19 protein-coding genes and 1 pseudogene are annotated in these 23,958 nt (G+C 30.8%); 9 read left to right on the top strand and 11 right to left on the bottom strand.

The features are described 5' to 3' along the window. Together M3Z80_RS03915 and M3Z80_RS03910 are read right to left on the bottom strand one after the other, a co-directional pair. A partial coding sequence (locus M3Z80_RS03915) for a threonine/serine exporter family protein (RefSeq protein ID WP_293917766.1) occupies window positions 1-201 on the bottom strand: 201 nt, incomplete at its 3' end. After that, window positions 188-961, bottom strand: coding sequence for a threonine/serine exporter family protein (locus M3Z80_RS03910; protein ID WP_293917765.1), 774 nt, complete (start codon window positions 959-961; stop codon window positions 188-190). The genes M3Z80_RS03915 and M3Z80_RS03910, both read right to left, overlap by 14 nt. A gap of 174 nt (window positions 962-1,135) precedes the next feature. Between M3Z80_RS03910 and M3Z80_RS03905 the strand changes: the two genes are divergently transcribed. The 4 genes from M3Z80_RS03905 to M3Z80_RS03890 all read left to right on the top strand — a co-directional run bounded on the left by M3Z80_RS03905 (window position 1,136) and on the right by M3Z80_RS03890 (window position 5,907). Continuing rightward, complete coding sequence (locus tag M3Z80_RS03905; RefSeq protein ID WP_293917764.1) at window positions 1,136-1,714, top strand: DUF4136 domain-containing protein; 579 nt, start codon at window positions 1,136-1,138, stop codon at window positions 1,712-1,714. Between the two features lie 863 nt (window positions 1,715-2,577). Then, window positions 2,578-3,915 (top strand): sugar porter family MFS transporter, encoded by a 1,338-nt coding sequence (locus M3Z80_RS03900; protein WP_293917762.1) that lies wholly within the window; start codon window positions 2,578-2,580, stop codon window positions 3,913-3,915. Between the two features lie 24 nt (window positions 3,916-3,939). Then, window positions 3,940-4,950: a LacI family DNA-binding transcriptional regulator gene (locus tag M3Z80_RS03895; protein ID WP_293917760.1), complete on the top strand. Its 1,011-nt coding sequence runs from the start codon at window positions 3,940-3,942 to the stop codon at window positions 4,948-4,950. A 30-nt stretch (window positions 4,951-4,980) separates the two neighbouring features. Further along, a complete protein-coding gene (locus tag M3Z80_RS03890) occupies window positions 4,981-5,907 on the top strand; it encodes a carbohydrate kinase family protein (protein ID WP_293917758.1) in 927 nt (308 codons plus the stop codon). Window positions 5,908-6,025: 118 nt separating this feature from the next. On the opposite strand, the gene M3Z80_RS03885 is transcribed toward M3Z80_RS03890, so the two are convergent. Continuing rightward, entirely contained in the window at window positions 6,026-7,666 is a 1,641-nt protein-coding gene (locus tag M3Z80_RS03885) for a fumarate hydratase (protein WP_293917756.1), read from the bottom strand. 253 nt (window positions 7,667-7,919) lie between these two features. Further along, window positions 7,920-10,112, bottom strand: coding sequence for a glutamine synthetase III family protein (locus tag M3Z80_RS03880; RefSeq protein ID WP_293917754.1), 2,193 nt, complete (start codon window positions 10,110-10,112; stop codon window positions 7,920-7,922). Between the two features lie 668 nt (window positions 10,113-10,780). Between M3Z80_RS03880 and M3Z80_RS03875 the strand changes: the two genes are divergently transcribed. The 5 genes and pseudogenes from M3Z80_RS03875 to M3Z80_RS03855 all read left to right on the top strand — a co-directional run. Further along, complete coding sequence (locus M3Z80_RS03875) at window positions 10,781-11,764, top strand: aldo/keto reductase (RefSeq protein WP_293917752.1); 984 nt, start codon at window positions 10,781-10,783, stop codon at window positions 11,762-11,764. Window positions 11,765-11,781: 17 nt separating this feature from the next. Continuing rightward, window positions 11,782-12,501 (top strand): 3-ketoacyl-ACP reductase, encoded by a 720-nt coding sequence (locus M3Z80_RS03870; protein WP_293917750.1) that lies wholly within the window; start codon window positions 11,782-11,784, stop codon window positions 12,499-12,501. Between the two features lie 222 nt (window positions 12,502-12,723). Next, a complete protein-coding gene (locus M3Z80_RS03865; RefSeq protein WP_293917748.1) occupies window positions 12,724-13,011 on the top strand; it encodes a Rossmann-fold NAD(P)-binding domain-containing protein in 288 nt (95 codons plus the stop codon). Then, a complete protein-coding gene (locus M3Z80_RS03860; protein ID WP_293917746.1) occupies window positions 13,008-13,142 on the top strand; it encodes a hypothetical protein in 135 nt (44 codons plus the stop codon). The genes M3Z80_RS03865 and M3Z80_RS03860 overlap by 4 nt, the downstream gene beginning before the upstream one ends. 68 nt (window positions 13,143-13,210) lie before the next feature. Then, a pseudogene (locus tag M3Z80_RS03855) lies at window positions 13,211-13,423 on the top strand (NAD(P)-dependent oxidoreductase); the annotation flags it as partial. A 105-nt stretch (window positions 13,424-13,528) separates the two neighbouring features. On the opposite strand, the gene M3Z80_RS03850 reads toward M3Z80_RS03855, so the two are convergent. The 7 genes from M3Z80_RS03850 to M3Z80_RS03820 all read right to left on the bottom strand — a co-directional run. Beyond that, a complete protein-coding gene (locus M3Z80_RS03850; protein WP_293917744.1) occupies window positions 13,529-15,904 on the bottom strand; it encodes a hypothetical protein in 2,376 nt (791 codons plus the stop codon). Between the two features lie 174 nt (window positions 15,905-16,078). Then, window positions 16,079-16,828 carry a hypothetical protein gene (locus M3Z80_RS03845; RefSeq protein ID WP_293917742.1) on the bottom strand — a complete coding sequence of 250 codons (750 nt, stop codon included), beginning with the start codon at window positions 16,826-16,828 and terminating at the stop codon, window positions 16,079-16,081. Between the two features lie 494 nt (window positions 16,829-17,322). After that, window positions 17,323-18,828 (bottom strand): glycerol kinase GlpK, encoded by a 1,506-nt coding sequence (gene glpK, locus M3Z80_RS03840; protein ID WP_293917740.1) that lies wholly within the window; start codon window positions 18,826-18,828, stop codon window positions 17,323-17,325. Between the two features lie 125 nt (window positions 18,829-18,953). Further along, window positions 18,954-20,261, bottom strand: coding sequence for a hypothetical protein (locus M3Z80_RS03835; protein ID WP_293917738.1), 1,308 nt, complete (start codon window positions 20,259-20,261; stop codon window positions 18,954-18,956). A gap of 128 nt (window positions 20,262-20,389) precedes the next feature. Next, window positions 20,390-21,256 carry a YncE family protein gene (locus M3Z80_RS03830; RefSeq protein WP_293917737.1) on the bottom strand — a complete coding sequence of 289 codons (867 nt, stop codon included), beginning with the start codon at window positions 21,254-21,256 and terminating at the stop codon, window positions 20,390-20,392. 261 nt (window positions 21,257-21,517) lie between these two features. Continuing rightward, entirely contained in the window at window positions 21,518-22,747 is a 1,230-nt protein-coding gene (locus M3Z80_RS03825) for a glycerophosphodiester phosphodiesterase family protein (RefSeq protein WP_293917735.1), read from the bottom strand. Window positions 22,748-23,085: 338 nt separating this feature from the next. Then, the coding region (locus M3Z80_RS03820) for an MFS transporter (RefSeq protein ID WP_293917733.1) at window positions 23,086-23,958 on the bottom strand (873 nt) is incomplete at its 5' end.

Raw genomic sequence — 23,958 nt, 5'->3', positions numbered from 1 at the left:
AAATACAATTTGGTTTTCGAAATAATGTAGTAAAATTGCCCTACAACTAAAACCTAAACCTCCTAATAAAGCAACTGCCCACATAGAACGATAAGGAGTCCTAAAAATTACAGCAAAGCCTATTGATACCCACATAGACCAAAATATTTTTTCCCAAATTGAGACACTTTCACTAACAGTAAAAAAACTAATTAAATCCATAACCAAATAAAAATAATGATAAAAATAAACCCATAGCGATAACGAAAATTAACATTGACCCATGCATCCCTCTTGCTATACCTTGCATCACATACCCTTCCAATATATCTATAAATGAATTAATAAGAGGAACTCCTGGAATTAAAAATAAAACACTTGCGGCAAAAGCACTTTTAAGTTCAAGCCCGGTAATAATTCGGAATATATTTACTACAGATACAGCGGTAAAAGAAGCAACAGTAAAAATTATAAAAATGTTGAATTTTTTTTGTGTTAAAAATTGTCGAGCAAGTATGCCCATAACAGTAGCAAAAAAAGTTATGAAAAATTCAATCCAACTTCCATTGAGTATCCTACACAAACTAGCACCGGCAAGCCCTACAAAAAACCAGATAGCAGGTTTAGGATAATGATTTATTTTTTTTATAGAATTAAATTCTTCGTTAACTGAATTTACATTCATTTTTTCATGAACAACTCTCCAGGATAAAATACTTATTTCGGAAACAATTTCGAAATTTACGCCTATATGAGGAATAGCACGTACAATGGTATGTATTACATTTGTTTTTTGATCTCTTACACTTAAAACAACTCCGGAAAGAGAGAAAAATAGATCTGCATCATAGCCCAATGCGTTGGCTATCCTTTGTGTATTTTTTAATGTCCGAGAGGTATTTGCGCCATTCATGATAAGGCTTATAGCAATATCTGAAATGACTTCGCTTGCAAATTTTATTTCAATAGAAGTTTCTGTCATAAAGAAGCATTAATTAACAGGTGTAAAATTATAACATGGAAGTATAGTTTTAACATAAAAAAACGTAAACCTGATAACAATCACATAAATAAGTCAAATTCCAGATAAAAACTCAGATGATGACTAAAATATTAGTAAATTTGTTAGTGTATTAACTTTAAATTGTTTTATTTCATGAAATTTCATTGGCTATCATTTATCTTTTTAATAGTATTGGTGTCGTGTGCAACCGATAATCTTTCTATGGATTATGATTCTGAGTACAATTTCTCAAAAATTAGAACTTATAATTATTATACTGATAATCAAATTAAATTAAATAATAAGATTGACAGTACTAATTTTATGAAGAATCTAGATGCTGTTTTGCAATCCAAGGGATTACAAAAGGATACAGATAATCCAGATGTATTTATTGCCTTAGAAGTAAATAACGAAATTGGTAAGCAATCCTATAACACAGTAAATTTAGGAATTGGAGGTGGTAATGGATGGTTTGGATTAGGTACCAATGTTGGCATCCCTGTAAAAAATAGAAAAGTTACAGATTATTTTTTCAAAATAGATTTTGATGACGCGATTACAAAAAAATTAGTATGGACAGCAAAAGTCATCGATTCCAAGCCTTATAATTATTCTACTGCTAATAAAGCTTCATTTTACAATTCAACAGTTAAATTATTATTCAAAAAATATCCACCTAAAATTACTAAGAAAAGTAAAAAAGCAACTAAAAATAATTACTATGATTAATTTCTCTCGAATAAATCACCTTTTATTAGTTATAGTTTCCCTTCAAATATAATATAGAAGGTTGTAAAATAAATTTCATTAAACGAGGTTTATAATAAAAAACTTCAAATTATTATTAGTAATTATATACAATTTTACACAAGTAGATATAAAATAAGCCCTAATATTTTTTAGGGCTTTTATTATTACTTTTTATTATATTTATCTTATTTAGGATTAATTTTTTACTTGTTTAATAGATAAATTAAATTTTAATAAATTTTCTTCTTTTGTTTATTTTATCTTTATTTTAGTAATTTATTTCATGATCTATGTATATAAAATCTGATTTTTTTAATAAACTTTATAAAATCAACTTTATCCAATATTTTATTTCAATCGTTAACCATATTCATTAATTTTCTTACAAAAGATAATAATCAACATTAATATAAATAACTTATTTAATATATCCATTTGTTTAGAGATAAAATAAATAAATTTAAACGGTTAACATAAAATGTAATTGATGAAAAGATGTTATATTTATCTATATCATTTATAAAAAAATGTACTTGTCTTGTTTGAAAAAAAATATTTTGCAACATATCTTAAATTAAAAATCTTTTATAAAAATACTACCTTTTAATTATATAAATGACTTTATAAGATAAATATAAGTTTATTTAGATAAAAATGATACTAATTAATAAATTGTGTTTAAATAATATGATATAGCCTAATTAGTAGGTTATTTTAGTTAAAAATATAAGTATTTGTGAAATATATAACTTTATAACATGATATAATTCATTTGATACAATGTTATTTAATCGATTAAATAACATAATTTTACCATTGAAACCACAAATTATAATTTTCTTATGAAAACAAAATATCTCTATTGGATTACATTTGTAGCAGTAAACGGAGGTCTTATGTTCGGATTAAATATGGCCGGAATAGCAGGAGCTAATGATCTCATTAAGCAAGATTTTAACTTAAGTGATAGCGGTCTAGGTACAGTTGCCAGCTTTTTAATGATTGGTTGTTTAATAGGAGCTTTCTTTACCGGAAGCATCGCTGAAAAATATGGTCGTAAAAATGTAATGATTATTACGGCGCTGATCTACATAATTTCTTCATTAGGTTGCGCTTTTTCAACAGGTTTTTTGGGACTAACTATTTTTAGAGTTCTTTCAGGTTTTGCCGTTGGAGCAACTTCCGTAGTAGGGCCTATGTATATATCTGAAATTTCCCCCGCAAATAAAAGAGGAACACTAGTATCGTTCAATCAATTTGCAATAACAATAGGTATATTTCTTGCTTACGTTTTTGATTATTTCTTACTTAATTTAGGTCAAGAGAGTTGGAGATATATGTTGGGAGTTCCTGCGATTTTTGGAATTGTCTTCCTAATCTATTTAGTGTTTTCTTTTCCAGAAAGTCCTCGATGGTTATTAGCTAAAGGTGAAAAAGAGGAAGCAGTATTGATTTTAAATAAAATAGGAGGAGATGACTATGTGAAAAAAGAATTGCCAGAAATGGAAAAGTCTATTAATGCTGAAAAAAACAAAGAAAAGGCAAGTAGTAAAGAATTATTTACAGGAAAAACTGGCAAAATAGTTGCAATAGGTACACTTATAGCTGCTTTCCAACAGATAACAGGTATAAATGCTGTATTGATTTTTGCTCCGGACATTTTTCGTTCTGCAGGAGTAGGAGGGGATACGGCTTTATTACAATCAATGATTGTAGGTATTGTAAACGTACTGATGACAATAGTTGCTTTGAAATTGGTTGACTCCAAAGGTCGCAAAACCCTTTTATTATGGGGAGCGTTTGGAATGGCTATTTCTTTAGGATATTTGACATATGCTTTTTTACAACCCGAAAAAAATAGTATGGGAGTTTTAATTGCATTATTAGGATATATATCTTTTTTTGCAGCTTCCTTTGCTCCCGTAATGTGGGTAATTATATCTGAAATTTACCCTAACAGAATTAAAGGAATAGCAATGTCTTTTTCTACAGCGATAAGTTGGGGATGTACATTTTTAACTGTATACTTTGCTCCAATTATTCGAGCTAACCTAGGTGATAGCGCTTTATTTGGAATTTTTGGGATATTTACCGTATTAGCTTTTATCTTTGTTAAGATTTGGATTCCTGAAACTAAGGGAAAATCTTTAGAACAGATAGAAAAAGAATTAGGTTTATAGACAAAAATTTTAAATAAGAATACTATGAAAAAGAAAGTGTCCATTAAAGATGTTGCTTTAAAAGCAGGTGTATCAACTGCGTTGGTTTCTTATGTTTTGAATGATCGTCATACAAATAGAATAAATAAACTTACTGCAGAGAAGATTAAAAGCGCAGCAAAAGAACTTAATTATCGACCTAATAGTATAGCGCAAAGTCTTAAGGCAAAAAAGACACATACAATTGCCTTGCTAGTAGCAGATATAGCAAATCCCTTTGCTTCGCAAATAGCTAGAATTATAGAAGATGAAATGAGTAATAAGGGATATTTAATTCTTATTGGAAGCTCAGATGAAAAAGTAGAAAAATTGGAACAACTAATAAATATTTTTCAGGACAGACAGGTAGATGGATTTATAATTGCGCCAGTACAAGGTTCAGAAAAGTGTATACTAGAATTAGCAAATTCTCAGGTACCAGTTGTTTTAATTGACAGATATTTTAATAATATCGATTTACCTGTAATTACAACGAATAATTACGGTGCATCTTATCAAGCTACGGAACATTTGATAAAGAGAGGAAAAAAGAATATAGGCTTATTAGCTTTTGAAACAGAATTAATTCATTTAAATGAAAGAGTAAACGGATATAAAAGAGCTGTTTCAGATAAAGGATTAATTAGCAAATCGGAAAATATAAAATATATTAATGAAGCAAACATTGATAGAGAGGTTGCAAAAGCAATAGACTATTTTCTGTTCGAAGAAGCTAAAATAGATGCATTGTTTTTTGCAACTAATAAATTAGCACTTTCAGGACTTAAAAAATTAATGACGGTAGATATAAAAATACCTGATGAATTAGCACTTATTACCTTCGATGAATCAGAGGCCTTTGATATTTTTAAAGTTCCGGTGTCTCATATAAAGCAACCTTTATATGAAATAGCCAAAGAAGCTGTAGAATTAATTACCGGATTGATTGAAGGCAAAAATTTAAAAATTAAACCGAGAGTTTATAACTCCAAGTTAATAATAAAACACTCTTCATAAAAAAATAATATAATTTTAAAATTTATAAACATGAAGCCAATCATTTGTTTTGGAGAAATATTATGGGATATATTTCCAGCAGGAAAGAAAATAGGAGGAGCTCCGTTTAACGTTGCTTACCATCTCAATAAAATGGGTATTGATGGAAGAATGATTAGTTGTGTGGGAAACGATGAATTAGGTAAAGAATTGATTGAAAAAGTGAAAGAAGCATCGATACCAGTTGATGAATGCCAAATAAATAATAAATATGATACGGGTACTGTAATAGCCGAAATAGATAAAAATAATGAGGCCCACTATACTATTGTTGAACCGGTAGCCTGGGATTTTATAGAATGGAAACAAGAATACGAAAATTTAGTAAAAAATTCACAAGGTTTTGTATTTGGAAGTTTAGGAAGCAGAAATAACTTGTCAAAAAGTACGCTTATAAAGCTATTAGAAGTTGCTCCTTATAAAATTTTTGATATCAATTTGCGCCCACCTTATATATCACAAGTATCGATCATTGAATTTATGAAAAAAGCAGATTTAGTGAAAATGAATAAAGCTGAACTAAGGCTTCTTTTAGATTGGGTAGGAAAAGAATATACAGAAGAAGAAGAAGCCATAAAATACATAAGAAGATGCTTCTCTTTGGACGGTTTAATTGTTACCAAAGGAAGCAAGGGAGCGGTTTATTGCAATCAAGATCAATACATTTATTCAGAAGCAATTCAAGTAGAAATTAAAGATACCGTTGGAAGTGGAGATTCCTTTCTAGCAGGATTTTTAGCTAAAAGAGCTCAAGGTTTTTCAATATCAGATTCCATTGAAGAAGCAATAGCTTTAGGAGCATTTATAACTAATCATATAGGAGCTTGTCCAGTATATGATTTAGAAGAATTTAAGAAATTCAAAATGAATAAGAATATAAAAAGTACTATAATCAAAGAAGATCAGGCTAAAAAATAAGATAATCTTATAATAATTCTCTTTTTGATAAATTAAGGAAAACATTAACAAACTTTATAAATATGTAAAAAGCAGCTTAACACGTTAAGCTGCTTTTCTTTAATAAAGAGTAATTTATTTAACAAATATTGCAAGTGTTTCCTTTAATTTGTTGAAAAAAATCATTGCCTTTATCATCCACAAGAATAAATGCTGGAAAATTTTCAACCTCTATTTTCCAAATAGCTTCCATTCCTAGTTCAGGATACTCTAAACATTCTAAACTTTTAATGTTTGTTTGAGCCAGTATGGCAGCAGGTCCCCCTATGCTACCTAAGTAAAAGCCTCCATACTTATGACAAGCATCTGTTACTTGTTGGCTTCTATTCCCTTTAGCAATCATAATTAAGCTCCCACCATGTGACTGAAAAGAGTCTACATAAGAATCCATTCTTCCGGCGGTTGTAGGTCCCATGGAACCCGAAGCATATCCTGCAGGCGTTTTTGCAGGTCCGGCATAATAAATTGGGTGATCTTTAATATATTGCGGCAATTCTTCTCCATTATCAAGTTTTTCTTGTAGCTTAGCATGAGCAATATCCCTTCCCACAATTATGGTTCCTGATAATGATAATCGAGTAGAAACAGGATAATTTGATAACTCAGAAAGAATCTCTTTCATAGGGCGATTTAAATCGATTTTAATGCCGCCAGCCTCCCCAGCTTTTCGATAAGGTTCCGGAATAAGTCTAGCAGGATTGTCTTCAAGTTTTTCAATCCAAATGCCGTCTTTATTTATTTTAGCTTTAATGTTTCGATCAGCAGAACAGGACACGCCCATACCTACAGGACAGGATGCACCATGTCGAGGAAGACGGATAACCCTAATGTCGTGAGCAAAAAATTTCCCTCCGAATTGAGCTCCTAATCCCAATTCTTGAGCTGCCTGCAATAGCTTCTTTTCCATTTCTAGATCTCGAAATGCACGTCCACCTTCATTTCCTGAAGTTGCTAAGTTATCATAGTATTTTGTAGATGCAAGTTTAACTGTTTTCAAATTCGTTTCTGCGGAAGTTCCCCCAATAACAAAAGCTATATGATAAGGAGGACAAGCAGCTGTCCCTAAAGATTTCATTTTTTCAACTAAAAATGAAAATAATTTGTCAGGATTTAAAAGTGCTTTAGTTTCTTGGTATAAATAGGTTTTATTGGCCGAGCCTCCACCTTTTGCTACAAATAAAAATTTGTATTCCTGACCGTTAACCGCGTATAAATCGATCTGGGCGGGAAGATTAGTGCCTGTATTAATTTCCTTATACATGTCCAAAGGCGCATTTTGCGAATATCGAAGATTATCAGAAGTAAAAGTATTGTATACTCCTTTAGATAAAGCCTCTTCATCATTACCCCCTGTCCATACATGTTGTCCTTTTTTTCCCATGATTATAGCAGTACCCGTATCTTGACAAAAAGGAAGAATACCTTTAGCTGATATTTCGGAATTTCGTAGGAAGGTAAGTGCTACAAATTTATCGTTTTCACTGGCATCAGGATCTGATAATATGCTAGCTACTTGTTTTTGGTGTTCAGGTCGAAGTAAAAATTCAACATTATGAAAAGCATGTTGAGCCAAAAGAGTTAAACCTTCTTGCTCAATTTTAAGTATTTCTTTTCCTTCAAACGTAGTAGTTGAAACATAATCTTTAGTTAGTAAATAGTATTCAGTTGTATCTTTTCCCTGTTCAAAAGTTTCCTGATACTTAAATGCCGGTATTGTCATATAGTAAGCTTAGTTTTATAAAATTTATAGGCCTCAAAAGTAGATATTAATAGATTTATAAAATATGACATTTACCGTTTTTAGTATCTAAGAATGATATTTATATTCGTTATAAATAAGAAAATGGTTTTATTAATGATTTAAACGTTTAAATCGATTTTATATACCAATTGGGTAAATAAATTTGATGTAAAAAAAAGAGCCGATAAATTTATCGACTCTCTGATATGATGAATAACTGATAATAATCTTTCTATCTTAAAGTGAAAAGTAATTCTCTATATTTAGTCAATGGCCACATTTCATTATCAATTAGCATTTCAAGTGTATCGGAATGTTCTCTAATTTTGTCAAATATAGGTTTTACTTTATTACAAAAGGTTTCTGCTTGTTTAACAGGATCAGAAATAGCGATCGCCTTATCCCTTTCCTTAAACAGTTTATCAACACCGCTTTTAATTTCTGTGATATGAGTAGAAATGTTTTTAATAAGATCTAGTTGTTCTTTACACATAGATTTCATTACATCCTCTCCAAAAATATCTTTTAGACCTTTAGCATTTTCAATCAACTTAGTTTGATAATCAACTGCTACAGGAACAATATGATTTCTTGCCATATCTCCCAAAACCTTAGCTTCAATAGAAATCATTTTAGAATATTTTTCCAACTTGATTTCATTTCTAGCTTCAATTTCTTTTGTAGATAAGATTTTTAATTTTTCAAAAGGTTCAATATATTTTTTTTCTAATTCAAATTTTAAAGCTTCCGGTGTAGTCTTTTTATTTTTTAAGCCTCTTTTTTCAGCTTCATGAACCCATTCTTCACTATATCCGTCCCCTTCAAATAAAATTTTTCGAGAGGCTGTAATATAATCTCTTAAAATATTAAATATTGCTTCATCCTTTTTAAGACCTTTAGCAATTAGATCATCTACTTCTTTTTTGAATTTTTGTAATTGGTAAGCCATTATGGTATTTAAAATGGTCATAGGTTCTCCGCAATTTGCTTGAGATCCAACCGCTCTGAATTCAAATTTGTTTCCGGTAAAAGCAAAAGGAGAAGTCCTGTTACGATCTGTATTATCAAGTAAAAGCTCTGGAATTTTCCCAACTATGTTTAGTTTAAGATCGGTTTTTTCATCGGGAGAAAGCTTGCCTTTGGTAACTTTTTCAAGTTCATCTAAAACTGCAGTAAGCTGAGAACCTATAAAGATTGAGATAATAGCCGGTGGAGCTTCATTGGCTCCTAGTCTGTGATCGTTACCTGCAGATGCAATTGAGGAACGTAATAAATCTCCATAATCGTGTACGGCCTTAATGGTGTTAATAAAAAAAGTTAAGAATTGAAGATTTTTCTTAGGATTTTTTCCAGGGCTTAATAAATTTTCTCCAGTATCTGTAGAAAGAGACCAGTTGTTGTGCTTTCCGCTACCGTTAACTCCATCAAATGGCTTTTCATGGAATAATATGCTTAAACCGTGTCTACGACTTACTTTCTTCATAACATCCATTAATAAGGAATTGTGATCTACGGCCAAGTTCGCTTCTTCAAATAAAGGTGCTAACTCAAATTGATTGGGAGCAACCTCATTATGTCGGGTAGTTACCGGGATACCTAAGCGCATACAATCAATTTCCAGCTCTTTCATGAAATTCCTTACCCGAGTAGGGATAGAACCAAAGTAATGGTCTTCTAATTGTTGACCTTTAGCAGGTGCATGACCCAATAAAGTACGTCCGGTTAGAACCAAATCAGGACGAGTTTGGAAAAGGGAAGAATCAACTAAAAAATATTCTTGCTCCCAGCCTAAGGTAGAATAAACTTTAGTAACATTTTTATCAAAATATGATTGGCAAACTTCGGTAGCAGCCTCATCTACAGATTGTAAAGCCCTTAATAACGGAGTTTTATAATCTAATGTTTCACCGGTGTATGAAACAAATATAGAAGGAATACATAATGTAGTATCTATGATAAAAGCTGGTGAGGTAGGATCCCAAGCGGTATACCCTCTCGCTTCAAAAGTATTGCGTATTCCACCGTTAGGAAAGCTGGAGGCATCAGGTTCTTGTTGTATTAATAAAGAACCGCTGAATCTTTCTATGGCGCGACCTTCTCCTATAGGGTTGAAAAAAGAATCGTGTTTTTCCGCGGTTTCTCCGGTTAATGGTTGAAACCAATGGGTATAATGGGTAGCACCCTTAGACATTGCCCATTCTTTCATAGCTACCGCCACCTGATCTGCAATTTCTCTAGTAATTTTCTTACCGTATTTTATGGCATCCAAAATGCTTTGGTATGCTTCTTTAGTAAGATATTCCCGCATAGTAGATTCTGAGAAAACGTTTTCACAATATAGTTCAGATAATTTCTTTGGAATCTCTATATTTTTAGGCTGTAAGTACGGAAGCCTTTTTAAAGCATAAAATCTTAATGTTGACATAAAGGTATCTTTTTTATAGGGTAAATATATAAATAATATTAAAAAAAATCAAAATAACCTCCAAAATTACACATGTTTATCTAAAATAAATTAGTATTTACTTATTGTAATTATTATTATATATTCAAAAAAATATAGTTTATTTTAATAATAACTATAGAATTAATAAATCTATGTACGTATAATAATTAAAAAAATCATAATAATTAATTACGGTAAAAAAATAAATATTATTTATTTTTTAAACTTATAAAATAAATAATTATAGCATAATTTTTATTTATAATTAAGAAAAAAGTCTATAGAATTAATAATTAGTAATAGTAAACGATATTATTTTAATCGATAAATATAAAATATTTGATATAATGGTTTAATAAATAAAAAAATAAATTTTTTAATTATTATGAAAATACATAATATTTTGACAGATGGAATCGGTGTATTTTAATATTAAAGCTCATTAAATTAGATAAATGTAATGTCTAAAATAAATAAAAATCAACTATTTAAAATTATGCATTTTTTAATTTTTACAAAAATTCTCCCTTATTGGTACAATATTTTCTTTTAAATTATTGAAAATAATTAATAAAATTAAATAAATATTAAAAATAAATAGAAATACATTAACACAAATTAAATTTAATCAATAAACCTAAAAAATCATGGAACATAGAAAAATAGGAGATTCAGATTTGTCTTTATCGGTAATAACATTCGGCGCATGGGCCGCTGGAGGATGGATGTGGGGAGGAACAGAAAGAAAAGTTGCAGTAGAAGCAATAAAAGCTGCATACGATGCAGGAATCACCTCTATAGACACTGCGCCAATATATGGTCAAGGAACTAGTGAATCAATAGTAGGAGAGGCTATTAAAGGAATTTCTAGAGATAAAGTTCAAATTTTAACTAAATTTGGTATGCGTTGGGATTTAGCTAAAGGAGATTTAGCCATGCACAGCAAAGATAACTCAGGTAAGGAGATCGATATTTATAAATATGCAGGAAAAGAAAGTGTAATTTATGAATGTGAACAAAGTTTAAAACGTTTAGGAACAGATTATATCGATTTATATCAGTTACATTGGCCAGAAACAGTAACCCCTATTGAAGAAACTTTTGAAGCAGTGTCAGAATTGATCAAACAAGGTAAAGTGCGACATGCTTCAGTTTGTAATTGTTCAACGTCTCAAATTGAGGCAGCAAATAAATCCTGTAATATACTTTCTGATCAACTTCCTTATAGTATGTTAAATAGAAAAATAGAAAAAGATATAATTCCTTATTGTATTAAAAATAAAAAGTCTATCTTAGCTTACAGTCCTATGGAAAGAGGATTGTTAACCGGAAAAATTAAACCGGATCATAAGTTTGGAGAAGGAGATGCTAGACGTGATATGGAAATGTATCAACCGGATAGCATTAAAAGAATTGATGATTTTTTAGCAAAAATAAAACCGATTGCAGATGAACAAGGAGCGACTTTGGCTCAATTGGTGCTTAAATGGACAGCAGAACAGCCCGGTATAACCATCGCATTGGCGGGAGCTAGAAATTCAGATCAAGCCAAACAAAATGCTAAAGCAGCTGAAGTTAAAATAAGTAAAGAACAAATGGATTTTATCGATACAGAATTAGCAAAATTGTAAATTTATATATAAGTATTATGCAAAAACTAACAGGAAAAAAAGCAATAGTTACCGGTGGAAATCGCGGATTAGGTAAGGCAGTGGCTCTAGCTCTGGCTGCTGAAGGAGTAGAGGTAGCTATTACAGGAAGAGATGAAACCACGATTAAGGAAACCGTAAAAGAATTAGAAGGAAAAGGAGTGAAAGTTGCCTATTCTGTTTTTGATGTTTCCAATCAGAAAGAAGTAGAATCAGCCGTTGAAAAATTACAAAACGAATTCGGCACTTTTGATATCTTGATTAACAATGCAGGAATATCAGGATTTCAAAGTTTTTTGGAAATGCCTGTGGAAGAGTGGCAAAGAATTGTACAAACCAATCTGTTCGGACCTTATTATATGGCAAGAGCTGTACTCCCGTCAATGATAGAAAAAAAGTGCGGAGATATAATTAATGTTTCTTCAACAGCTGGGTTAAAAGGTAGTGCCAATACATCAGCATATAGTGTTTCAAAAGCAGGGTTAATTTCCCTGTCTGAATCGTTGATGTATGAGATGAGAAAAAATAATATTCGGGTAACTACACTCACACCAAGTACCATTGCTTCAGACATGTCTATAAAATTATTGAAAATTACAGACGGAAATCCTGAAAAAGTATTGCAGCCTGAAGATTTTGCGGAGTTGGTAGTTGATATTTTAAAATTAAATAGACGAGCGTTGCTGCCCAATGCTTCTTTGTGGTCTACTAATCCTTAATCTTAATAGAATAAACAAAAAAATAAAAGTCCGGTTCATGCCGGACTTTATTTTATTAAAAAATACAAAATTTTGAAAGTAATTATTTCAGACAGAACTCCTGAAGTGGGTATGGAGATGTAAAAAAAGAAGGCTTAGAGGTTGAAATGCGGACGGATCCAAACCCTATATCTCTTAAAGAACTGATAGATAAATGTAAGAAAACAGGTGCCTATATAAACGATGTCTCCAGTTCCGAAAAGTTTTTTTAAAGAAGTTACTCAATTAAAAGTTATTTCAACGGATGTGCTCAGTAATGCAACTGCTGACATGGCTTTTTTACTGATGTTAATTGTTTCAAGAAAGGCCTTTTTTAATTATCGGAGAATTATAGAGGGGAAATGGAAAACGGTATTTTCATCTGTAGATTATTTAGGGCAAGGGTTAAATGGAAAAACCTTAGGAATATTCGGCATGGGGCATATATTGGTATTAAAATGGCAAAAAAATGTAAAGATGTTTACAGAATGAAAATACTGTACAATAATAGACATAAACAAGAAGAAGTAGAGAAGGAACTCAACGCCTGTTATGTTTCTTTTGATGAATTATTGAATAGATCGGATATTATGTTTACATGCATCTTTGACGGAAGAAAATAAAGGAATATTTGATATTTCGGCTTTTAAAAAGATGAAGAAAACATCCATAATAATATACGGCAAGAGGCTTAATAATTAATGAAAGTAATTTAATAAAGGCAATCAAAGAAGAGATAATTTGGGGTGCCGGATTGGATGTAATCGTACCGGAACCTATGAAGGCAAATAACCCTTTGCTATCTATGGAAAATGTTGTTATTACATCTCATATTGGTTCTGCGACTAAAGAAGCGCGAAGTGCAATGACAATTTTTGTGCTAAAAATGTTATATCCATTTTGAATCATGAAAAATTGCCCTATATAGTTAATCAGGAGGTTTATAAATAAAATTTTATTAATAAATCTAATAGAACTGTAAGTTAATTTAAATTGGATGAAAATTAATTTAAATATCCATATTAAGCTTAACAGAGAGATTTTGATCTAAATTTCCAACCTTATAAGCACCTAAACGAACATAAATGCCTACTCCAACAAGGCCTAATAAGAGTTTATTTACTTCGAAGCCAACTTCCTGGTAATAATCTTTTGGAACATCGAACTCAAAAAGGGAATGAAGATCTTTATCAGGCATCCACCCAATAAGTCCATTATAGAGTACGGTAAAATGTAAAGATTTGAATTCGTTGACACGTAAAGGTCTAAAATGATGGGAAAATTGAAAAGATACAAACCTGTCAGAAAAAAAGGAAGAAGGCTTCATAGTTTCAAAACTTTGAAAACCTTTAAAGCTAAATCTTCCCCAAATACTTTTTCCGTGTTTTGCGACCCCATTGCCTTCAAATGAATCCATTAATGGCGTTTCTCCAAAAGTAGCCCCTACATTTCCAATGATTTCGGTTTTACCCATTTTGGATAAAAAAGTATATAAAGCGGAAAGATATAAACGATGAATTCCTGTACTATTTTCAAACAATTTCCAAGATTTTGAGTAAGTAAAATAATAATAAGGAGGTTTATCTTGTAATGTATATTTGCCATTTGAAGATTCTATATATTTTACATTGGGAGCATAACGTAATCTTAGGGCAGTGTTTACATAATTAAACCAGGTACTTTCATCATAATCTTTAAATTTGTAATGAAAATTTACACGTTGTCTTTGATAATCAACAACAAAAGTGATGTCTAAATTTTTAAAAAAATCTTGTTGATAAGATAATTCAACTTTTCTGTAGCTAAAATAATCGCCGTTATAAATATTATTGGTTTTAGCAGTAAGCTCATCTTTAGCCGTTAAATATTTTATTTTGGTTCTCCCAACAGGAAGTACGTCAGTTTCCGCTTTAAATGATAATTCTCCCCCATGTTGTTTATTAATAAAGAAAGTCACATCGGCCCCTCCTTTAGCTTCTTCATCTCTTGATGCTTTAGCAATATATCCACCAAGTCGTGTTTTTTTACTGAATTTATAATTGGTATGACCTCCTAACTGATAACGAAAAGATTCATATAAATTGTGACTAAACATACTGTACACATCGAAATTAAAAAAACCTAATTCTAACTCTCCTTCCGAAAGCTTCCTAAAAAATTTTAGTCTAGATTCCAGCTTATATTTATCAAATATTCTATTTAGTTCGCTATAGGTAGTAGCTTCACGTTTTGTAAGAGAATCTTTTCGCAGCAATGAAATTTTTTCATCAACTTGATTTGAAACATCTTTAGAAATAGCATATTCATAGCCTTTAAAATCTTTAGGACTATATGAAATATCATTAGTAAAATTAGTTATATGAGAATCTATGGTGGCTGTAGTATTTAATCGAGTAATAGAATGTAAGCCTTTAGGAAGTAACTTATTTATTTTTTTTATAAAATTACTACTTAATATTTCGGTCTTCATAAACTCATCTTCTGTATACCAAATTCCTTCATAAGGGGTGTAGGTTATTTCATAATAAATATTAGAAATCTTAGAATTATTTCCAATTAGTTTTACCAAAGCATAGTTTTCAGAATCCACAAAGACGGTCAGGTTTTTATAAAATTGAGTTTCGCCTTTTCCATGTGAATAAGTATAAATAACATAAGTTTTTCTATTATTTATATAAATGCTATCTACTAATTTAGATACATTACCTTGCATTTCTCTAGGCTTTAAAATTTCAGGATAGTCATTTACGAATGATTTTGCAATGGAAAAATTAAAAAATTGTGCATTATGAAAGCCTCCTGCTTTATACGCCGTTACAATTCCTTTCTTTCCATATTTCTTATCATATTCATAAAGCATCGTTCTTTCTCCGATAAAAACCATACTCTTTTCTAAAAAACTCTTTAATTTATTATTTAAGGTATCCAGTTTTCTTTTAGGAGTATAAATATAACTAACCGAATCTGAGGGCATATCTAAGGTGAATTTTACATAAGAATCGAATTTGTAAGTATTCAGATAATCTGCATTATTTTTTTTACTATTTTCCCATAATTTTTTTAAAATTGATACCGCTTTCGGATCACTCTTTTTATCGATTTTTTTTAACAAATATATGGTTTTATCTAATTTACCAATCATTTCTATTTTAGGGAGATAGTCGTTGGCTCGAATTGTTATTTTATTAATATTATTATCTAAATTTATAATCCCTTCCTCATTCGAGAAACCTATTAAATGATTTGCCTCATTATAAACAGGTGCATTTTCAATAGGAAAATTTGTTTCAATATTTACAATTTTAATAGTAATTTGAGAAATAAGACATAAAGGGGAAAAAAGTAAAAATAATAATATTAAATAGCTTTTTATATATGTTTGCATCTATAGAAATAGTCTTTTTACTTTAATATATTTTGATTTAATTATAAAGTATTTAGTTTGGTCAAAGAATGTAAAATTAGAAATTATTTCTTTATAATAATATGACTTAAATAAATAAAAATTGCCGGTATATAATTTACCGGCAATTTTTGTATATAAAGAAAAGATAATTTTTTAGAAGAGAGAAGTTGCAATTTGAACTCTTGCTTCTTTTCGAGATGGATTCCACATGGCTGTTGCTGAAACAGGTAACTTATATCCTAGAACGCTCACATCTTTAGATGCCGTAATTCCTGCATTTACAATATCAAAATCATGTTTCTCGTTCCCATAAAAATTGGATTTACCGGCAAGACCAAAGGCAGCACCACAAAATAGGTCTAAATCAACAGCTTTACCTTTTATTATTGGATAATTTAAACCGGCGTAAGTAGACCATCTTTGATCTCCTTTCTCATCTCTGTCGCAGCCATAAAAAGAAGTTCCATAATCAAGTTTTAAAGGAAAGTTTTCGGAAAATACAAAATAACCTCTGAAATCAAATCGGTGACCACTTGTTTTGCGATCGTAGTTCCATATATCATTATCTTTATCCCCTTTTAATCTACCGGTCGAATTAAATACATCCCATACACCTACTCCCCATTTACCTGTACTGTAATGTATGTAATAATTAATTTCATGGTAATGTTCTCCATTCGTATCACCTAGCCCTATACCTCCCCAAACTCCTAATTTGAGATATTTTTTATTATCCAATGCATAATTTATATCTACATCGGTCATAGCTCCGTCTGTGACGGTTATACCTCTCCATAAATGATTGGATCGTAAACTAAGATTAAAATCTAATCGATCTATTTCTTGACTATACATTGAAATAGAAGATATGAAAATTGAAAGTAAAATGAGAATCTTCTTCATATTATTGTGTTTTTAGTTTGTTTTTATTTTAAAATGATATTCAATTTAGTTTGTAAAAATATAAAATTATGTTTATGAAATCTAAGAAATTGCAAAAAATATTTGAAATTAAATTAAAATTATAATTTAATTAATATAAAATTGTGTATTTATTCTTTTAAAAACTATAAAATAAATTATAATGATTATTATAAAATGTATAGTACTGTTAAGCATACATTATATAATATAGAATTTACAGATGCCAAATTCTATAAAGTTTAAAACTTATAAAAATTAACATCTGTAAAATCTATCAATTTATTATGAAATAGTTTATAAGATATTAAATAATAAATTTATCATAACCATTAGGTAGATTTATGATAAAATATGCATTATTAGTAATACCTCATAAATATAAATCTAATGTACTTTGATTAAAAGGTTGTTCTAAATTTAGTAGATTATTGATTAAACTGCTTTTTATAATTTTTAAGAAAGGAAATAAACAATTATTTATCCTCCTCATCAACCCAGTTAAGAACTCTACTTACGGCTCTTTTCCAACCTTTAATGTAATGTTCAGCTTTATCTTTATCCATTTCAGGTTTAAATACTCGATCAACCGATCTTTGAGCCTGAAGTTCATCAATACTACTCCAATATCCAACAGCTAATCCGGCTAAATAAGCAGCTCCTAATGCTGTAGTTTCCAAAGTTTTTGGTCTTATTACATTAAACCCGAAAATATCAGATTGGAATTGCATCATTAAATTATTGGAACATGCACCTCCGTCAACACGTAATTCAATTTCATGAACACCTGAATCTGCCTCCATTGCTTTTATTAAATCATATACTTGATAAGCAATACCTTCTAAAGTAGCTCTGGCAATATGTCCATCTGTAGTACCTCTGGTGATTCCTAAAATACCTCCACGAGCGTATGGATCCCAATAGGGAGCTCCCAAACCGGTTAATGCCGGTACAAAATATACGCCTCCATTATCGGGAACGGTCTTAGCAAGATTTTCAGTATCTGCTGAAGTTTTAACAATTTTAGCCCCGTCTCTTAACCATTGCACAACCGCACCTCCTACAAAAACACTACCTTCAAGCGCGTAATAGGTTTTTCCGTTAATTTTCCAAGCTATAGTTGTTAATAGGTTGTTTTTAGATAAGACCGCATCTTCTCCTGTGTTCATTAATAAGAAGCACCCAGTACCATAGGTGTTTTTTGCCATTCCTTTATTGGTACATAATTGACCGAATAAAGCAGCTTGCTGATCTCCTGCAATACCGGAAATAGGAATTTTAGTAGAGAATAGAGTAGTGGAAGTTTCACCATACACTTCACTACTTTGTTTTACTTCAGGAAGCATGGACTTTGGAATGTTGAATAATTTTAATAAATCCTCATCCCATTCCAAGGTATGAATATTAAATAGTAAGGTACGAGAAGCGTTGGAAACATCAGTAACATGCATTTTTCCTCTGGTAAGCTTCCAAACCAACCAGGTATCTACAGTACCAAAGCAAAGTTTTCCCTGCTCAGCTTTCTCTCTAGCTCCTGGAACGTTGTCCAATATCCATTTTAATTTAGTTCCTGAGAAATAAGCATCAAGTATTAAACCAGTTTTTTCTCTGATCATATCGGTCAAGCCTTGTTCCTTAAGCTCATCGCAATATTTGGAAGTTCTTCTATCCTGCCAAACAATTGCATTGTAAATGGTTTCACTGGTTTCCCTGTCCCAAACGATTGTAGTTTCCCGTTGATTGGTAATACCAATAGCGGCAATGTCCAACCCCGATATACCTTTTTTTGCTATAGCTTCGGCAGCTACAGACATCTGTGAAGACCAAATTTCTTCAGGGTTGTGTTCTACTAATCCCGGTTTTGGGAAATATTGTGTATAATCCTTTTGGGCTACTGAAACGATTTCTCCTCCATGATTAAATAAAATAGCTCTCGATGATGTAGTTCCCTGATCTAAAGCTAAAATGAATTTTTCTTTCATCTTTTTTGATTTTAGTTATTTAATTTATCTTTTGAAAATAAAAACGAAAATACATTTAAAATTGGATCATTGTTCTAAAATTAATCTTTTTTTAAATGTATTTTTGATTTTATGTATTTATTATGTTAAAAAACACCTTTTGTATTGTTGTATAATACAATTTGGTAACTTAAACCGAACCAATCATTGGAAATGCTAGGTCCTCCAGATTCAGCTCTATGTTGATAGAAAGCTGTTAATTTTGCCATTCTTGGACTGTTTGGGTATAAGTAAAAATTTACCCCTGCAGTATATAGGTAAAGTTTTTCATAATTAAATCCTGAAATATCTTTGTTCCCTTGATTAAAATATTCAAATCTAGCAACAGGCTCAATTTTTGGAGTAATATTGAATCCTGCAAGAAATGAATAACCCAGTTTATTTACTTTAACAAAATCGTGTTTTGTGTAATCTAAATTATTAGGAGATACAAATATAGTATTTCCATTTTCATCAACACTTGTAAATCTTACATTTTTAAATGTTCCGTAATCAAATTTGAATTTGTATTTTTTTGGATTTATATAATATAAAAATCCGGAGTAAGCCCAAGCTTGTTTAAAGCCCATTCCAGGAAGGTTAACGGATCCCATATGACCTCCAAATTCAACATTTTTTACAGGGAAAAAACGTAGGGAAGCATCCCAGCTTTTAAACTCTAAACCGTGATTTCCTTGACCCTCGGACGGACCGTCATTAAATGAAGACCAGTATCTGTCTCGATTACTGTCACTGTTATGTAAGAAAAAAGCATATCTTACGAAGTTTTTTACGTTACCTGAAACGTTAATACCATAGTGTCTTAAATCTGGACCTCCTTGAGCGGCACTTTGATTTTCAGAAGTATAAGTAAAATCAGCCAAATCCAAATCATAAGCAGAAGTTTCATTAGCAGCTCTGTTTCCAGCTCCTTTAAAACGACCTATTTGTAAATTAAGCAATGGATTGAATTTATATTTGATAAATGCATCTGAAATTTTACTAGAATGTAAATTCCAAGTCATGCTTGCGCTCAATTTAGGCGAAATATCCATGTCTGTATGTAAGAAACCTATTTTGAAAGCTGCCGGTTGGAAATTATATCTTGAATTTGCTTCTTTGTGAAGGCCTTGTTCTTTTGGAACTTGTTGGTAGATGGTTTCCAATACCATACCAATACCATATTTAAGAGTAGGTGTAAAACTGTTTTCATCCGCACCTGTTAACTCCTTAATAAAATTTAATTTGATTCCTTGAGAAAGCTGAGAGCTATCGCTATTCATACGTTCCACAAGCGATGCTTTCCTTTTTATTGTGTCACTTTCTGATTGAAATTTTTCAAGAGAAACTTTTTGGCCATATCCTAAAATAAATGTTGCCGTTAAGAAAAGAGATAAACTACTTTTAAAATTCATGTTAGTTTTTTTAAGTATTTAATTTGTTTTTATAATATAAGTTAATAGGATAAGGTAAAGATATATTATCTTAAATAAACTTTATCTTTACCTTATCATCTTTATGATTATTAAAAGGTGAAGAGAAATTATTTTTTAGTCTTTTCAAAAATATATAACTCATGAATTTCACTATCATATCCAGGATAAAAACCTGAAGGCATACCCATTTTAATGATAGCACCTCTATTGTTAAGGATTACTAAATCATTAGTTACCGGATCTATAGAAAGACCTTCAATTTCTCCGGCTCTTTCAAATTCTGGAATAGATCTGAATAAAGATACTTCAGCACGGGTTTGTTCCGGATTGCTAACATCGGCTATGTAGATGTTATCAGCTTCAGGAATATCTGAATCTCCATCATCGGAAGTAATTAAAAGTTTTCCGTCTATATGATATACTCCTTGTTGCCATTGTGGAGAAGGTTGTAAGTGAACCTTTCCTATGTATTTTCTGGTTTTTAAATCGTATTTGTAAACATACCATCCTGAAGTCCAGTCAGACATCCAAGCTACATTGTTTTTTCTGTCGATGGTAATACCGCTAACTTCTGGTTGCTCAATTTCACCAAAATCGATGGAATATTTATAATCAAGAGTTTCCGCATCATATACGGCAATTTGAATATTACGAACGACTCCTGCATCAAAAAATTCTACTCCTGTATAAACTTCTCCGTTATAAATATCGATATCTCCGAAATGATTTACTTCTTTTTCGAATTTTGTAAATGGTTTATCATTTTTTGTGATAAGATTACCATTCTTATCATATTTAAATAATGCGGTGCTGCTAGATACATAATAATAATCTTTGTCAATAGCAATACCTTGTCTACCCTCTACAGGAATAACTTTTTTTAATTTGTAACTACTTCCGGACTTTGCTAATTTTTGAGCATTGATGGAAGTGAATCCAACTACTACTAATAGTGCAAGTATTAGTTTTTTCATGATTTGATTTTTTATAATGTTAATATTTATTTTATATCTTTTATTTTGAACAATTTTTCTCTTTTTTACTGAACAAAAAATTATAATGATGGCTTAATAATTTGAAATTTGAAAAGTTTAGAACACATTCTTATTTATTTCAAATTATTTTCTAATAAACACTTAATTATTATTGATTTAAAAGGGTTACGTTTCGTGAAATAGTATTAAAATGAAACGTAATGTATATGTATTGGAAAAGCCATAATTTTATTAAATTTTTTAATAGCCTAAATCTGTTAAAACAGTTTTAGCATTTTGATAAGCCGGTCCTTCATTTCTAAGTTGTTTTTCGTGATAGAAACGAATAGTTAGATCTGACTGATTGGTAAACATTCCATCACAAGAAGAAAAATATTTACCCATTTGTTCTTCGTTATCAAATGAATACGGATGTATTTTCATGCCTGATTCATGTATTAATTTAGCTTGCCAAGGTTCTAATAATTCTGGCCAATTATCCGGAGGAGTTCCTCCTGCGATTGATGGACCAACGAATTGTGCTAAATTATCGACTCCGAAATTTATATGTTTAATATAAGTGGCTTCTTGGTCGTCATGTATATCGTCAGGTCCTTTTCCTTTCCAGAAAAGTAAAGCGGTTGGAATATTTCCTTTAAATATATCTTTTAAAATTAATAAGCTGTTATGTGAAAATGTTTGTAATACAACTTTTCCATTTGTGTTCCCCACATTAACTTTTCCATTTTTAAAATGATCGGATTCAGTAGCCGGTTTGTTAATAATATTCCAGCCTAAGCGATCTAGTTCTTTAACTAATGCTTTTTCAATTCCCGGATTTAAACTTGGTTCTTTCGTTTCAATATAAATACCGGGTCTGTTTCCATTATCTGCCGGATCATCTTCATATTCGAAAGTATATCCTGTATTCGTTTTTTTCCATATTCTTTCTCCGTTAGCATCTCTTTTTAAACGTTTCCCTTGAGCAAACATAATTACGTCTTCTAAAGTACTGATGTATTGCTTTTGTGTTGAAAAGCTAGTTCTTGCTCTATCCGGAGAGGTGTTTTTATCATGATTAAACCAAGTACCGGCATCCAATTTTAATAATTCTTCATAAGTAAAAGTTGAAGCGGGATCTTCAGCTCTGTCAGGATAGATTTTATTGATGTTAGACGTTCTGGTAAGAAGATTGTCGTGAACTACTAAAATAACACTATCCTTTGTAATTTGAAGATCTGCTTCCAGGTAGTCGGCGCCTATATTTCTTGCCCATCGATAAGCAGCTTCTGTAGATTCAGGAGCCCAATAAGACGTTCCTCTATGTGCTATTACAGCATTTTCAGGAACGTAATCCCTTACGTGCTGCATTTCAGGAGATAAGATATGAACTTTTTCTTGATGATTTGTTGATACATTATTATCATCACTACTGCATGATGATGCTATTACACTTACACACGCTAACATAGCCAGCATATTTTTTCTCATTTTGTAGGGGAATTTAGTTTGTATATTATTTAGTTTGAAAACTATTCATGTGAATTTTTATCTATTTTTTTAACTAAGAAGTTTTGATTGTGATAGATTTTATGGTTAAATTCTGATTACAGCATTAAAAAATAGGGAAATTTAGTTTTTAAATCATCCAATTTTTTTCTTTCTTTCTTCACATTTATTTTATATTACTGCTCTCATTAAATCATAGCTTTTCTAAACTATGATTTGCTCTAAAAACAAATCTTATTACTTTTAAAATTATATCCATAAAAATTTAATCACAATCAAAACTTAGTAAAAACAGAAAAAGAATTTTTTTATATCGTAATTTATTTTTTATCTAATTCTTGCTCTTTTTTATAAGTAAAGGCCATAAAGATAATGGACAAAATGCCACTACCAATTAACAATTGAAAGCTAGCAGACCAACCAAGAGATTCAACCACTTTACCCATCACTATATTAGCAAGTAATGAAGTTCCTATGAAGTAACCGAAAAATCCTGTAAGTCCTGCAGCAGTTCCTGCAGCATTTTTAGGAGCTAAATCCAACGCCTGAACTCCAATTAACATTACCGGGCCATAGATAAAAAATCCGATTGCAGTTAATGCGATTAAATCAACAACTTTGCTGCTCGGATTTTGCCAATAAACGACAATAGATAAGATAACAAGAATCATAAAAATGATTGTTGTCATTGCTCTTTTTCCATTGAAAATCTTATCGCTCACCCAGCCACATAATAAGGTTCCCGGTATAGCGGCCAATTCATAATAAGAATAAGCATTACTAATATCACTTTGAGAATATCCTTTAACTTCGGATAGATAGGTAGGAGCCCAGTCTTGTACTCCGTATCGAATAAAATAAACAAATGCATTAGCAAAAGCCACAAACCAAAGCATCTTATTATTAAAAACATATTTAAAAAATATTTCTTTAGTCGATAATACTTTTTCAGAATCTTTAGAATAATTAGGAGGGAAATCATTCTTATATTCTTCTATGCTAGGTAATCCACAGGCTTGAGGATTATCACGAATAAGTATATAAGATATTATGGCAATTAATATGGCTATTCCTGCAGGAAACCAAAACATTCCCACTTTCCAACTTAAAACATTTACGCTAAGAGAACCTGCGAAAAGTATCCCCCATTTGGTAACTTGAGCTAACGACCGCCCCCCACCATGGTGGGCGCG

The organism is Apibacter sp. (assembly GCF_025291155.1).
In the GTDB taxonomy this organism is placed as follows: domain Bacteria; phylum Bacteroidota; class Bacteroidia; order Flavobacteriales; family Weeksellaceae; genus Apibacter.
Note: the sequence above shows the minus strand (reverse complement) of the source record. Positions and strands in the feature narration are given on the sequence as shown.